The 13,762-nt window shown below is 36.6% G+C and carries 14 protein-coding genes; 9 read left to right on the top strand and 5 right to left on the bottom strand.

Going from position 1 to position 13,762, the window contains the following annotated elements; all coding sequences use genetic code 11:
- Nucleotides 1-209 precede the first annotated feature (209 nt).
- From FVQ77_11075 to rsmA, 5 genes are all read right to left on the bottom strand, one after another.
- Entirely contained in the window at nucleotides 210-809 is a 600-nt protein-coding gene (locus FVQ77_11075; protein ID MBW8050856.1) for a sigma-70 family RNA polymerase sigma factor, read from the bottom strand.
- Between the two features lie 136 nt (nucleotides 810-945).
- The gene (locus tag FVQ77_11070) at nucleotides 946-1,599 is read right to left on the bottom strand and encodes an O-methyltransferase (GenBank protein MBW8050855.1); all 654 of its coding nucleotides are present in this window, start codon (nucleotides 1,597-1,599) and stop codon (nucleotides 946-948) included.
- A gap of 157 nt (nucleotides 1,600-1,756) precedes the next feature.
- Nucleotides 1,757-2,992, bottom strand: a complete 1,236-nt coding sequence (locus FVQ77_11065) for an insulinase family protein (GenBank protein MBW8050854.1) — start codon at nucleotides 2,990-2,992, stop codon at nucleotides 1,757-1,759.
- A gap of 68 nt (nucleotides 2,993-3,060) precedes the next feature.
- Nucleotides 3,061-4,413, bottom strand: a complete 1,353-nt coding sequence (gene mgtE / locus FVQ77_11060) for a magnesium transporter (protein ID MBW8050853.1) — start codon at nucleotides 4,411-4,413, stop codon at nucleotides 3,061-3,063.
- Nucleotides 4,373-5,284, bottom strand: a complete 912-nt coding sequence (rsmA, locus tag FVQ77_11055) for a ribosomal RNA small subunit methyltransferase A (protein ID MBW8050852.1) — start codon at nucleotides 5,282-5,284, stop codon at nucleotides 4,373-4,375. The genes mgtE and rsmA overlap by 41 nt, the downstream gene beginning before the upstream one ends.
- 507 nt (nucleotides 5,285-5,791) lie before the next feature.
- Between rsmA and pdxA the strand changes: the two genes are divergently transcribed.
- The 9 genes from pdxA to accC all read left to right on the top strand — a co-directional run bounded on the left by pdxA (nucleotide 5,792) and on the right by accC (nucleotide 13,688).
- Complete coding sequence (pdxA, locus tag FVQ77_11050) at nucleotides 5,792-6,832, top strand: 4-hydroxythreonine-4-phosphate dehydrogenase PdxA (GenBank protein MBW8050851.1); 1,041 nt, start codon at nucleotides 5,792-5,794, stop codon at nucleotides 6,830-6,832.
- A gap of 86 nt (nucleotides 6,833-6,918) precedes the next feature.
- A complete protein-coding gene (locus tag FVQ77_11045) occupies nucleotides 6,919-7,485 on the top strand; it encodes a DUF177 domain-containing protein (GenBank protein MBW8050850.1) in 567 nt (188 codons plus the stop codon).
- Between the two features lie 69 nt (nucleotides 7,486-7,554).
- Nucleotides 7,555-7,740 (top strand): 50S ribosomal protein L32, encoded by a 186-nt coding sequence (locus tag FVQ77_11040; protein ID MBW8050849.1) that lies wholly within the window; start codon nucleotides 7,555-7,557, stop codon nucleotides 7,738-7,740.
- A 195-nt stretch (nucleotides 7,741-7,935) separates the two neighbouring features.
- Complete coding sequence (gene plsX, locus FVQ77_11035; protein ID MBW8050848.1) at nucleotides 7,936-8,907, top strand: phosphate acyltransferase PlsX; 972 nt, start codon at nucleotides 7,936-7,938, stop codon at nucleotides 8,905-8,907.
- A 406-nt stretch (nucleotides 8,908-9,313) separates the two neighbouring features.
- Nucleotides 9,314-9,592: a hypothetical protein gene (locus FVQ77_11030; protein ID MBW8050847.1), complete on the top strand. Its 279-nt coding sequence runs from the start codon at nucleotides 9,314-9,316 to the stop codon at nucleotides 9,590-9,592.
- A 165-nt stretch (nucleotides 9,593-9,757) separates the two neighbouring features.
- A complete protein-coding gene (locus FVQ77_11025) occupies nucleotides 9,758-10,753 on the top strand; it encodes a ketoacyl-ACP synthase III (GenBank protein MBW8050846.1) in 996 nt (331 codons plus the stop codon).
- Nucleotides 10,754-10,905: 152 nt separating this feature from the next.
- Nucleotides 10,906-11,469, top strand: coding sequence for an elongation factor P (efp, locus tag FVQ77_11020; protein ID MBW8050845.1), 564 nt, complete (start codon nucleotides 10,906-10,908; stop codon nucleotides 11,467-11,469).
- Nucleotides 11,470-11,797: 328 nt separating this feature from the next.
- Entirely contained in the window at nucleotides 11,798-12,343 is a 546-nt protein-coding gene (gene accB / locus FVQ77_11015) for an acetyl-CoA carboxylase biotin carboxyl carrier protein (GenBank protein MBW8050844.1), read from the top strand.
- 7 nt (nucleotides 12,344-12,350) lie between these two features.
- Nucleotides 12,351-13,688 carry an acetyl-CoA carboxylase biotin carboxylase subunit gene (gene accC, locus FVQ77_11010; GenBank protein ID MBW8050843.1) on the top strand — a complete coding sequence of 446 codons (1,338 nt, stop codon included), beginning with the start codon at nucleotides 12,351-12,353 and terminating at the stop codon, nucleotides 13,686-13,688.
- Nucleotides 13,689-13,762: the final 74 nt, after the last annotated feature.

Here is a 13,762-nt window from a genome sequence, read left to right as displayed (position 1 = left end):
TTTAATTTAGACTCAAACTTAGCGATTTTGAGTAATTTAAAATATTATTGATCACCCTTTCAGATGGTGTTCTCTCCAGAGCTTCTAATCTTCCTTTCATGCTTTTAATATCCTTATAAAAGGCCGATTGACCAGCATTTGAACTAATAATACTTTTGATATGCTCACTTTCTGTTTCTGATGTTTCATTGTAAACATACCTGATAATGTCATGTTGGGTAAAAGTTGTTATCATAGGCGGTATTAGTTTTGGTTATTTTCTTTCTGAGATTTATGAGTGCATAACGCATTCTTCCAAGCGCTGTATTGATGCTTACTCCTGTAGCCTCTGCAATTTCCTGGAAGCTCATCTTCGCATAATGCCTCATAATAAGCACTTCTTTTTGGGCAGCGGGAAGAAGCTGGATCAATTCTCTCAATTTGGCATGGGTTTCGTCCTTTATGCGAATTGATTCGGGGGAATCTTCGGAAAAAGCCAGGCTATTAAATACGTTACTGCCATCTTCCATAATAATTTCAGGATAGCGTTTTTCTTTTCTAAAATGGTCAATTGCCAGATTATGAGCTACACGGGCTATCCATGGTAAAAACTTACCTTCTTCATTATAACTACCGGATTTTATAGTATGGATCGTTTTAATAAAGGTATCCTGCAACAGATCTTCAGCAACATAACGATCTTTTACAATTAAATAGATGGTGGTGTAAATCCTGGATTTGTGCCTATGAACGAGCTGTTCGAACGCACTTTCGCTACCATTACGGTATTGAGACACTAGTTCAGCGTCACTTAATTTATACGTTTTCATTTTGAAAGTCACATTTGGTAAACGTAAAAATCTAAATCATATTGCGTTCGGATTTGAGTTTTGAATTATCTTTGAATTGCAAACATATTAACTTTTTACGAGAAATGCAAATTTTTGTTCAAATTAATTTTGTTTATCACTTCTTTCTGATGATCATCAAACCATCCCTGACAGGTAGCAACACATTTTCAACCCGTGGATCATTCTGTACTTCGTTATTAAAATTAATAATAGCTTGGGTATCTTCATCAATTTTTTCGCCATGCTTTGCCAGTACCTTTCCGCTCCATAGTGCGTTATCAGCAATAATAATGCCATCACTGCTTACTTTATCAAACACAAGATCGAAATAATTTTTATAGTTTATTTTGTCAGCATCAATATATACAAGGTCTAACTTACTTAATGGGTGAGTTATTTCCGGAATTATGTCTATTGCATTTCCGATATGGAGTTTTATTCTATCGTCCAATCCACATTTTTTAAAATATTGCTTTATCATCTCTTCTAATTCATTATTGATCTCAATAGTGTGCAGCATACCACCTTTTACTAATCCTTTTGCCAGACAGATTGCAGAATACCCTGTGTAAGTTCCTATTTCGAGTATTTGTTTGGGTTTGATCATCTGTGAGAACATTGTTAGTACCTGTCCCTGCAAATGCCCTGCGAGCATCTGGGGGTATAAGATCTTCGCGTTTGTTTCCCGGTTTATTTCTTTCAGAATATCAGTTTCGGGGGTGGTATGGGCCACTGCATACTCGGTTAATTCTTTGTCTAAAAAGTCCATTTTTTATTCACGATTTATGAATTACGAATTAGAAATTTCAATCCCGAGTACTCGGGATTAAAGTAAGACTGACAATTTACACTATGACCCCACATCTCTTTTTTTAACACTGAACTCTAAACTCTAAATTCTGAACACTGCGCTCTGAACTCTGAATTTATTCAGGCAAATAAGTCATATAACTCAATTTATCCTCAACAAATATTTCATTAGCAATATCCTGCAACTGCCTGGAAGTTATACGTTTTATTTTGGCAAAATTTTCATTTAAGCTGTCAATTCTATCCAGATCAAGCAGGCTTCTTCCCATCATTAGCGTAGTGCTTATGTTGCTTTCCTGAGCCATTGCAAGTTGCCCCAAAAATTGTTCTTTAGCACGGTATAGCTGGATTTTCCCCAATGGCTTTTCCTTGAGCTTTCTAATTTCTTTTAATACTAAGGAAATGCTCTTTTTAAGATGGCTCTTCTCTGTTCCAAAATAGATCCCGAAAAGCCCTGTATCAGTAAAAGATGAATAATTTGCTTCTACGATATAGACAAAACTGTATTTTTCTCTTAATACAAGGTTAAGCCTTGAGTTCATACCTGTACCACCAAGCAAATTTACAAGCAGATAAAAAGGTATTCGTTTTTCATTGGCTGTTTCATAAGCTGTGCAGCCGATCATGCAATGTGCCTGTGAAATGACTCTTTTTTTTGTAAGATTTTTAGGGTTATAATTATTAAAAGCTTCTCTTTTTGTATAGCCGTTTTGTGCGGTAATGTCTTTCAAATATTTTTCGGCTAAATCTTTAACTTTTTTAAAAGGAAGACTTCCAACAGAAGAAAAGATCAGTTTTCCAGTATTAATATTATTTTGAATGAAATTCTGAAAATCATTTTTTTTAAAAGTTTTGATATTTTTCCGGGTACCTAAAATATTACTGCCCAGTGGATGCCCGTTAAAAACAATACTGTCAAAATCATCCTGGATGGCTATTTCAGGAGAGTCAAAGTTCATTGCCATTTCTTCCAGGATCACCCCGCGTTCCTTATTTATTTCTTTTTCAGGAAAGATGGGATTAAAAGTTATATCCCTTAGTATATCCAATGCTTTTTCATAATGTTTATCCAAAACAGAGGCATAAAAGCAAACCTTTTCTTTTGTGGTATAAGCGTTCAGTTCACCGCCAACCGATTCAATTTCATTGATGATATAAAAGGCCTTACGTGTCTTTGTACCTTTAAAAGCCATATGCTCCCAGAAATGTGCAATGCCTTGCTGGCCTGCTGACTCATCACGACTGCCCACATCCAGCATAATACCGCAATGTGCAATCCTGGTGTGGGGAACTTGCTTATAGACAATCCTGATGCCGTTTGGGAAGGTGTGGATATGGTGATCTTTTGCCATGGAGCGGGGAGCATAGTGCATGGCGCATGGCGGGAGATGCCATGCGCTATGCGCTGTGCGCTATGCGCTTATACGTTATAGAGCAAATGTGCCAGCACAAAATAAACAGCCAGGCCTAACAGATCAATTACCGTTGTGATGAATGGGCCGGAAGCTAATGCAGGATTTATATTTAGTTTATCTAAAACTATTGGTGTAATAGTTCCCATAAAAGAAGCAAGTATCACGACAGCAAATAAGGCTGTTGAAACGACCAAAGCCAATTTAATGTCCAGAACTATATACGCATTTAATGCAAAAACTAATCCTGAAATAACAATTCCGTTAATACAAGCCACAAGCAATGATTTCAACAAACGCTGTAAAATATTATCCAGCACAACTGTCTTACTGGCCAAACTTTGTACTACTAATGAGGAAGATTGTACTCCTACATTGCCACCCGTAGCTATAATTAAAGGAATAAAGAATGCCATGGCAGGAATAACGATCAGATCCTTTTCAAACAAACCAATAATTTTTGCACATAGCAAGCCGCCAACGATCCCGATGATCAACCAGGGTAATCTTGCACGGGAAAGCTTCCAAATACTGCTGTCTTCTTCTACATTTTCGGAAATCCCAGACATCAGTTGCCTTTCAGATTCTGCTTGTTCGGTAATCACATCTATTACGTCATCAATAGTAATTCTCCCCAACAGCTTGCCCTGAACATTTACAACCGGGATAGCTTCCAGGTCATATTTTTGCATAATTGCAGCAACTTCATTGGCATCCCTGTATGTTTCCACGGAAATGACTTCATCTTTGCATAGATCAGCAATTTTAGTATCATCATCATCAAGAAGAATATTCTTTATAGAGACCCTGCCAACGAGGCGGTCGTTGTTATCAACCACATATACCGAATAAAACTTTTCAACTTTTTTTGCCTGCCTTCGTATTTCATTGATACATTGAAGCACCGTCCAATCTGCTTTCGCCTTTATAAGCTCCACTGCCATCAACCCTCCTGCACAATCTTCATCATAATGCAACAGGTTTAATATATGTTCGGCTTTTTCTTCATCTTCAGTAAGGGCTATAACTTCTTCCCTGGTTTTTACCGGTTGTTCATTAAGTATATCAACAGCGTCATCAGAATCGATAAAATTAATGTATTTGGCAATCTCTTCTGATGAGAAACCTTTTAAAAATCTTTTCCTTGGTTCTTCTTCAAGATCGCTGATTATTTCGGCACCAATTTCTATATCTATCAGATCAAGTACATATTTTGACTGGTTTGTATCAAGCTCATGTAAAACAGAAGTTATATCAGCAGCATGCATCCTGATAAAGCACCGCTTTACAAAATCAGCATCATCTCTTTCGATTGCTTCTTCAACTTCCGTTATAAACTCTTTGGTTAATTTGAATTTCATTCGTTAATTCAATAAATTCATTTACTGACAACTGCTCAGCCCTCTTATTCAAAATATCAGTCCCCAGTACTCGGGATGTATTAGCTGGCAAAATTAGTCTTTTTAAAGCGTTTCGCAATGTTTTTCTCCGATTTTGGAATCCTTGTTTTACTACTTTGAAAAAAAGTTTCTCATCACATTGCAGGTTCAACGGATTACCAATCCGTCCTACATTTCTTCTTAATCGTATAACTGCAGATTTTACTTTTGGCTTTGGTTCAAAAACATGTTCATTGACGTCAAAAAGTAATTCAACATCATAAAAAGCCTGGAGCAACACGCTTAGTATTCCATATTGTTTATTCCCTGGCTTGGATGCAATACGCTGCGCAACCTCTTTCTGCAGCATACAAACCGCTTCAACAATTTTTTCCCGGTGCTCTAATATCTTAAAAAATATTTGCGAAGATATATTGTAAGGAAAGTTTCCAATTACAGCCAGATTTTCTTTAAAAACAGATGAAAGGTCTAATTTCAAAAAATCACCCTCTAAAATTCGGATACTGGATATTGGATATTGGATATTGGATTTGTTTCGAATTTCGGATTTCGAGTTTCGAATTTCGAGTTTCGAGTTTAGAATTTCGAATTTCGGATTTGTTTTAAAACGCTCCATTAGATATTTCGTTAATTCAGGATCAATTTCTATGACAAAAGTCTTATATTCAGGATGACGCAAGAGATATTCGGTCAGTATACCCAAGCCCGGACCTATCTCCAGAACTGTATCATATTCACAATGCAGTGTGAGTTGATTTACAATTTTCGAAGCAATATTTTTATCAACTAAAAAATGTTGACCGAAACGCTTTTTGGGTTTTATTGGTAACACAGATCACATAGATTTTTTAAATAGCTTAACCGCAGATCACCACCGAGAAATCTGGGCAGGCACAGATTGTAGAAGATATATGCAAAAGTATTTGTAAATTTGTAAATTATTATCACTACGTTGGATAAATTATTTATTTCTAAGACAATTCTAAGTTGGTTTTTAGTTTTTAGTTATTGGTTATGGTTTGATAGTTTCTGGTTATAGTTTTTTAGTTTGCAGTTCCGGGCTTTATACCATAAGATGGACAAACCAATACTATAGTTATATCAGGTGTCAATTAACGATGCCATCGCTTTATTTAGTTAACTATCAATTAATTATACTGCTGTTGTTTTAAGCAATGATGTTGTTAAATATATTGGTTTTTAGCGATGGCATCGTTTGTCAACTCATAAAGGGCAGGTGTCCGACACCTTCACTGTATAAAAGGCAGGTGTCCGACACCTAAACTAAAACTAATAACTGAAAAAACTAAAACTAATAACTAAAAACCATGAACTAAAAATGACTAATGATAAACCACTAATCGGCATCACCATCGGAGATTTCAACGGTGTCGGGCCGGAAATTATCTTAAAAAGCCTGTCAGATGACAGGATCTTGAATTTTTGTACCCCTGTTGTTTACGGCTCAATAAAGATCATCTCGCAATACAGGCAAATACTAAGGATTGACAATTTTAGCTTTAACCAAATTACAGGCCTGGAAAATGCAGATCCAAAAAGGGCCAATATCATAAATTGCTGGAAAGAAGAATACCAGATTACTCCCGGAAAAGCTACCAATGAAGCAGGTGACTGTGCATTTAAAGTATTGGAGTCGGCTACAAAAGATTTGAAAGAAGGTAAATTAGATGCCATTGTCACTGCTCCTATCAATAAAAAGCTTGTCCAGCCTGCCTCAAATCCATCTGGGGGTGGTAGCAAGGGAACTAATAAAAATAATGACTTTACTGGCCATACTGAATACTTCACAAAGGTTTTTGAAGCTAAGGAAACGCTTATGTTATTAGTTGCAGAACACATAAAAGTGGGAGTAGTAACAGGCCATATCCCGTTGATAGAAGTAACAAAATCTATTACTAAAGAGAAGATGATTTTCAAATTAAATGTTTTGCAAAACACCTTAAAAAAGGATTTCCGGATTGCTAAGCCTAAAATTGCAGTATTAGGCCTTAATCCACATGCAGGAGAACAAGGGTTATTTGGGGAGGAAGAAGAAAAGGTAATTAGACCGGCAATAGATGCGATGAAAAAAGAAGGCGAGCTGGTATTCGGCCCTTTTTCGGCAGATGGTTTCTTTGGTTCACTTCAATATAAAAAATTTGATGCAGTACTGGCAATGTATCACGATCAGGGACTGATACCTTTTAAGACCCTTGCTTTTGAATTTGGCGTAAATTATACAGCGGGGCTGCCCGTAGTCAGAACTTCTCCTGACCACGGTACAGGATATGATATTGCAGGGAAAAATATAGCCAGCGAAACATCCATGAGGCAGGCTATCTTTTTGGCTTGTGATATTGTTAAAGCAAGGAGTATGTAGCTGTTTAAATTAACGGAAAGATATTCTGGATTATAAGAATTAATATTATAACTTTGCACGCTTTATTAATTGCTTTGTTTTGAATAATGAAAACTATAGAAGAATATAACATAAACGTATTACAACATAGTAATCAGCAGCATCATTATTATTATGATATTGATAATTCTTTTTTTGAAAATTTTGAACAAGATCTACTTGAAAAAGGAGGTTTATCTGTAGATGTATCACTTACAAAAACAGAAACCTTAATAGAGTTAAATTTCAGTATAAAAGGTACGGTTGAATTATACTGTGACAGGTCGCTCGAACTTTTTGACCATTCTATAAGTATAAATAAAAATTTAATTCTCAAGTATGATGAGAAAAATGAAGAATTAACAGATGAGATAATCACTATCAGAAGAGATACAGAGCGTATTAATATTGCTCAATATATATATGATTTTATTATGATTGCAATCCCCATGAAAAAGATCCATCCAAAGTTTTTAGATGAATACAAGGACACCAGGAACGATACGTTGCTGATCTATAGTTCAAATAATGAATCTGAAAATGATTCACGTTGGGATGTTTTGCAAAAATTAAACACAGACCACCACCGAGAAATCGGGGCAGGCACAGATAAAAAGATCAAAAATCAGTTTTAAAAATAAAAACCCCAAACTGTAATCATATTCATAAATTCGTAAATCTAAAATCGTAAATCGTCATTCATTATGGCTCATCCAAAAAGAAAAACCTCTAAATCCAGAAGAGACAAGAGAAGAACGCACTACAAAGGTAAAATAGGTACTTTTGTTGAATGCTCAAACTGTGGAACCTCTGTTTTATATCACAGAGTATGCCCTGAATGCGGATACTATAGAGGTAAATTGGCTATTGAAAAAGAGATTGCGGTTTAAAAAGCGCATAAGTGCATAGAGCATAGCGCATGGCGCATGGCGTAAAAAACAGAGCGCATAGAGCGAAGGATCGCTATGCGCTACGCGCTATGCACTTAATAACTAATTTCAAAAAACTTTATAAGTGTATATAGCAGAATACTCAACGCTATGCGCTATGCGCCATGCGCTATGTGCTATGCGCTTTGCTACAAAATGAAAATTGCTGTAGACGCAATGGGAGGTGACTATGCACCTAAATCAGTGATAGAAGGTGCATTGATGGCTAAAACTGAATTACCTTCCGGAGTTGAAATCGTATTGGTTGGCAACGAATCAGTCATAGAATCTGTTTCTGACGACCTTGGGATAAATCTTTCTAAGATCACGATAATTCATGCAAGTGAAGTTATTGAAATGGAAGATTCCCCTACCAAGGCATTGTCGCAAAAGTTTGATTCCAGTATCTCTGTTGGTTTCAGGCTACTAAAATCTAAAAAAGTGGATGCCTTTTGTGGATTGGGCAATACAGGGGCTATGCATATTGGAGCTATGTTTAGCGTTAAATCCGTTGAAGGAATAATAAGGCCGGCTCTTGCCAGTTTTATGCCAAAAGAACAAGGTAAATGGGGGGTGGTCATTGATGTGGGGGCTAATGCTGATTGTAAACCCGATGTTTTACAGCAATTTGCAGAATTGGGCTCAATCTATGCTAATTGTATGTTTAATATTGATAATCCGAAAGTGGGGCTTCTGAATCTTGGCGAAGAAGAACAAAAAGGCACCTTATTAACACAGGCTGCTTACCAATTGATTAAGATCAATAAAAACATTAACTTTGTAGGTAACATTGAAGGCAGGGATATGTTTAATAATAAAGCTGACGTGATCGTTTGTGATGGGTTTACGGGCAATGTAATATTAAAAATGGCAGAATCTATTCACCAAATTTTGAAAAATCGGGATCTATTAGATCCATTTTTTGAGAGGTTCAATTATGAACTTGTTGGCGGCAGCCCGATATTGGGGGTAAAAGGTGACGTTGTGATCGGCCATGGTATTTCGAGCCCCCTGGCAACCAAAAATATGATCCTGCTTGCAAAAAAAATGATCGATTCTAATATTAATAAAAAAATAAGGCGTGCCTTTAAAGGATCGCCATTGAGTTTTAGGAAAAGACGGCTTTAGTTTCTGGTAATTCAATAGTAATTCAATAGTAATTCAATAGTAATTCAATAGTAATTCAATGGTAATTCAATAGTAATTCAATAGTAATTCAATGGTAATTCAATGGTAATTCAATAGTAATTCAATGGTAATTCAATGGTAATTCAATGGTAATTCAATGGTAATTCAGTGGTAATTCTAATTTTGTTTGGCTCTATTCTAAAATTTAGTTGATAGATAAATTTTTATTATTTTTGTACTAAATAAAGCACTTTCACAAATGACAAGTAAAGAAAAGTCATAAAAAAAACATTGAGCACCGTAGGTGCGACCTGTTTGTAGAAAGAAAGATCACAAAAAAAATAAGCGCTGTAGGTGCGTCCTGTAAAAGAATTATTCTAACTACAATAGCAATTTCAGATTGAATATGACGAAAAATATCTTTTTGAATGGATTGAATAACAGGACGCTCCTACGGAGCTTATTATTTTTATTTAATGTTCAATACTACAAACAGGTCGTCCCTACGGGACTTGGATTGTATTTAAACTACCAACCAGTTTTTAGAATAGAGCCTTTTGTTTTAAAAATAAAAACTATGGAACTAGAAGAATTAAGAGTATATCAGTCTTCAATGGATCTTGGTGAAAAGATCTGGAATATTGTTATAATGAGTTTATGTCCGAAATTAAAGATATCGGTATAAAATAAAACAATTATATTACCTCAATAAAAAATTTATCAAACCATAAAAACGACTGAATTACAACTGAATTGAATTACAACCGAATTACTACTGAATTACAACCGAATTACTACTGAATTACAACAGAATTACTACCGAATTACTACTGAATTACAACAGAATTGCATGAATAAAATAAGAGCCTCAATCACAGGTGTCAATGCCTGGGTACCTGACTATATTTTGAACAATCAGGAGATGGAAACCATTGTAGATACCAGTGATGAATGGATTGTATCCAGAACTGGCGTTAAGGAAAGGAGGATACTGAAAGGGGAAAATATGGGCACATCTGTAATGGCAAATAAAGCAGTTACCGGCTTGTTTGAAAAGACAAATACCAAGCCTGAGGATATAGACTTTCTTATCTGTGCAACTACCACTCCTGATATGGTTTTCCCTGCTACGGCAAATATTATTTGTGACCAGGTAGGTGCTAAGAATGCAGGCGGATTTGACGTACAGGCTGCATGTTCGGGGTTCATCAATGCGCTCAGCACCGCTACCCAGTTTATTGAAACAGGCAGGTATAAAAAAATAATAGTGGTAGGTGCAGATAAAATGTCTTCAATTACAAACTATCAGGACAGAACTACCTGTATCCTTTTTGGTGACGCAGCCGGTGCTGTGCTGCTTGAACCGGATTCTGATGGTTTTGGCATTTACGATTTTATATTAAAAAGTGATGGCGCTGGAGTGCCCAGCCTGCATCAGAAATCCGGAGGTAGCCGCAGACCTTCAAGCCATGAAACAGTAGATGCACGTGAACATTTTGTTTACCAGGATGGAAGGGCTGTATTTAAATTTGCCGTTAAGCGAATGGCAGATGTATGTGATGAAATTATGAAAAAGAATGATCTGAGCGCTGATGATATTGCCTTTCTGGTACCACATCAGGCTAATAAAAGGATCATAGACGCTGCTGCAGATAGAATGGGTTTAGGCCCGGATAAAGTAATGATCAATATCCAAAAATACGGAAACACCACCAACGCTACTATCCCCCTGTGCCTGTGGGAATGGGAATCAAAATTGCACAAAGGAGATAACATTATCATTTCTGCATTTGGCGGTGGATTTACCTGGGGGGCGATATATGCTAAGTGGGGATATGATACGTAGAACGCCTGCCTGCCGGGATTTATAATCCGTTTTCTTCAATATGGAGTTATATGTTATTTGTTTTAAATAAATAATTGAAAAATACGTACCTTTGCTGTCGATTATAATGCTAATCCCGAGTACTCGGGATTGAAATTTTGATACATTAAAATATGGCCACCACCACTGATTTTAAAAACGGACTTTGTATAGAATTCAACAATGACCTATATATTATTGTAGAATTCCAACATGTAAAACCGGGAAAGGGCGGGGCATTTGTGAGAACTAAACTAAAAAACATTAAATCCGGGAGGGTGATTGATAACACTTTTAATGCCGGAGTGAAAATTACTACTGCCAGGATTGAAAAGAGACCGCATCAGTTTCTGTATAAAGACAGCAGCGGCTTTCACTTTATGGATAGCAATAATTTTGAACAATTTACCATTGATGAGAAAGCGCTGCCTGCTCCAAAGCTACTAAAAGAAGGCCAGGAAGTTCAGATTATATATCATGCTGAAACAGAGACTCCATTAACCTGCGAGTTGCCTTCTTTTGTTGAATTAAAGGTAACCTATACCGAACCTGGTGTTAAAGGTGACACAGCCACTAATGCTTTAAAGCCTGCAACCTTAGAGACAGGAGCAAATATTAAGGTGCCGCTTTTTATTAAAGAAGGAGAGATGATAAAGGTTGATACAAGAGATGGTGCGTATGTGGAACGGGTTAAATAACTTACGCTCTGTTCTAAAAAAGATATGAAATATGGGTTAATTATAATACCTGTTGCTGGTTTCTGGTCACTGGTCACTGGTTAAAATTAAAAGATTATGAGTTATAAGAAACTTGAAATATGGGAAAGGGCAGGATAAGTCAGTATTACCATTCACAAAATGACATTGACGGAACTTCCTAAATACGAGAAACCAGAAACCAGAAACCAGAAACCAGAAACAATATACCATTGAATCATGTATTATTTAGAACATAGCCATAATTTACGATTTAAGAATGACTAATATAAAAGACAAAAACAAAAAGCGTTCAATTAATTCTCAGGTAATGAAACCAAAAGAAATACGGGATCTTCTGGACTATATAGTAAAATTAGAACTGGACGAAGTAAACATAGAGACTGAACAATTTAAAATATCAATCAAAAAGTATTCTAATCAACAAGCTCAATATGTTGATAAGACTTCTGCTCAGAAAAAAAAAATATCAACAGAACCAACAGAAGGGGCGGATAGCGAGACAGATATGTTAGAGTCTGCAGAAGCAAAACAGTCCCGAGTACTCCCCCGCGAGTTACCCGGGGAGACAGGCGGGACAGAAGAAACGCCTGCAATCCCGGGTCCAAAGGACAAATTCCATACTACTAAATCACCCATGATTGGTACTTTCTATGTATCAGCTAATCCCGAATCTCCTCCTTTTGTAAATGTGGGAGATGTTGTAAAAAAAGGACAAACGTTGTGTGTCATAGAAGCCATGAAATTGTTTAATGAAATAGAATCTGATATTGCCGGTAAAATTGTAGAGGTCTTGGTTGAAGATGCAAACCCTGTAGAATATGATCAGCCGCTGTTTGTAATAGATCCTTCTTGAGTAAATAATGTTTAAAAAAATCCTAATCGCAAACCGCGGAGAAATTGCATTACGCATCATACGTACTTGCAAAGAAATGGGGATAAAAACTGTGGCAGTATATTCAGACGCTGACAGAGATAGCCTCCACGTTAGGTTTGCAGATGAGGCTGTATGTATAGGGCCTGCACCGAGCAATCTTTCTTACCTGAATATTCAAAATATCATTGCTACTACTGAGATCACCAATGCAGATGCTATTCATCCTGGTTATGGGTTCCTGGCTGAAAATGCAGAGTTTTCTAAGGTTTGTGAAGAATACAGGATAAAATTTATTGGGTGTTCGCCTCAAATGATCAATGCTATGGGTGATAAAGCTGCTGCTAAAGCAACTATGAAAAAAGCAGGCGTACCAATCATACCGGGTTCCAATAGCCTGCTTCAATCAATAAAAGAAGGAATAAAGCTGGCTAAAAAAATTAAATACCCGGTGATGTTAAAAGCAACTGCTGGTGGTGGCGGCAAAGGTATGAGGCTCGTACGTAACAAAGATGAATTTGAGAAATCGTGGAATGATGCTAAACAAGAGGCAAATGCGTGTTTTGGAAATGACTGGTTATATCTTGAAAAATTTATTGAAGACCCGAGACACATAGAGATACAAATTGCAGGTGATAAATACGGGAATGTCTGCCATCTTTCTGAGAGGGATTGTACAATTCAGCGAAGACACCAGAAACTTGTAGAAGAAACACCTTCACCTGTTGTTAACGAAAAATTGAGGAAAAAAATGGGTGAAACTGCAATTAAAGGTGCAAAAGCAATTAGTTACGAAGGCGTGGGTACTGTTGAATTTCTTGTGGATAAACATGGTGATTTCTATTTCATGGAAATGAATACCCGTATCCAGGTTGAACATCCTATTACAGAAGAAGTAACCGATTTTGACCTGATCAAAGAACAAATAAAGATTGCTGCGGGCGTGAAAATATCAGGAAGAAATTATTTTCCTAAACTTCATTCAATAGAGTGCAGGATAAATGCCGAAGACCCGGCTAATGATTTCATACCTTCGCCCGGCACTATCACCGACTGTCATAAACCCGGGGGACATGGTGTGCGCATAGATACGCACATCTATACCGGTTATACCATACCACCAAACTATGATTCATTGATCGCCAAGCTCATCGTGAGTGCCCCGTCCCGTCAGGAAGCAATTGTGAGAATGAAAAGGGCATTGGAGGAGTTTGTGATTGAAGGCGTGAAAACTACAATCCCATTTCATATCAAACTGATGGATAATAAACAATTTCAATCAGGCAAATACGATACTTCCTTTGTTGATAATTTTGATTTTAAATAGTATGACATTATTACAGGAAAATAGAAAATCCTGTAAATATGTCTTAAAATAGGTACTTCTCCCTGTTTGGCACA

This window comes from Cytophagales bacterium (genome assembly GCA_019456305.1).
Classification (GTDB): domain Bacteria; phylum Bacteroidota; class Bacteroidia; order Cytophagales; family VRUD01; genus VRUD01.
The sequence above is the reverse complement of the archived record's forward strand: the minus strand, read 5'-3'. Positions and strand labels throughout refer to the sequence as shown.

What these genes read in the sequence shown, in the direction of transcription:
- FVQ77_11030 (MBW8050847.1), top strand. Translation starts at nt 9,314, where the DNA reads ATGACGAAAAATATCTTTTTGAATGGATTGAATAACAGGACGCTCCTA.
- efp (MBW8050845.1), top strand. Translation starts at nt 10,906, where the DNA reads ATGGCCACCACCACTGATTTTAAAAACGGACTTTGTATAGAATTCAAC.
- plsX (MBW8050848.1), top strand. Translation starts at nt 7,936, where the DNA reads ATGAAAATTGCTGTAGACGCAATGGGAGGTGACTATGCACCTAAATCA.
- FVQ77_11075 (MBW8050856.1), bottom strand. Translation starts at nt 809, where the DNA reads ATGAAAACGTATAAATTAAGTGACGCTGAACTAGTGTCTCAATACCGT.
- accB (MBW8050844.1), top strand. Translation starts at nt 11,798, where the DNA reads ATGAAACCAAAAGAAATACGGGATCTTCTGGACTATATAGTAAAATTA.
- accC (MBW8050843.1), top strand. Translation starts at nt 12,351, where the DNA reads ATGTTTAAAAAAATCCTAATCGCAAACCGCGGAGAAATTGCATTACGC.
- FVQ77_11065 (MBW8050854.1), bottom strand. Translation starts at nt 2,992, where the DNA reads ATGGCAAAAGATCACCATATCCACACCTTCCCAAACGGCATCAGGATT.
- pdxA (MBW8050851.1), top strand. Translation starts at nt 5,792, where the DNA reads ATGACTAATGATAAACCACTAATCGGCATCACCATCGGAGATTTCAAC.
- FVQ77_11070 (MBW8050855.1), bottom strand. Translation starts at nt 1,599, where the DNA reads ATGGACTTTTTAGACAAAGAATTAACCGAGTATGCAGTGGCCCATACC.
- mgtE (MBW8050853.1), bottom strand. Translation starts at nt 4,413, where the DNA reads ATGAAATTCAAATTAACCAAAGAGTTTATAACGGAAGTTGAAGAAGCA.
- FVQ77_11025 (MBW8050846.1), top strand. Translation starts at nt 9,758, where the DNA reads ATGAATAAAATAAGAGCCTCAATCACAGGTGTCAATGCCTGGGTACCT.
- FVQ77_11045 (MBW8050850.1), top strand. Translation starts at nt 6,919, where the DNA reads ATGAAAACTATAGAAGAATATAACATAAACGTATTACAACATAGTAAT.
- FVQ77_11040 (MBW8050849.1), top strand. Translation starts at nt 7,555, where the DNA reads ATGGCTCATCCAAAAAGAAAAACCTCTAAATCCAGAAGAGACAAGAGA.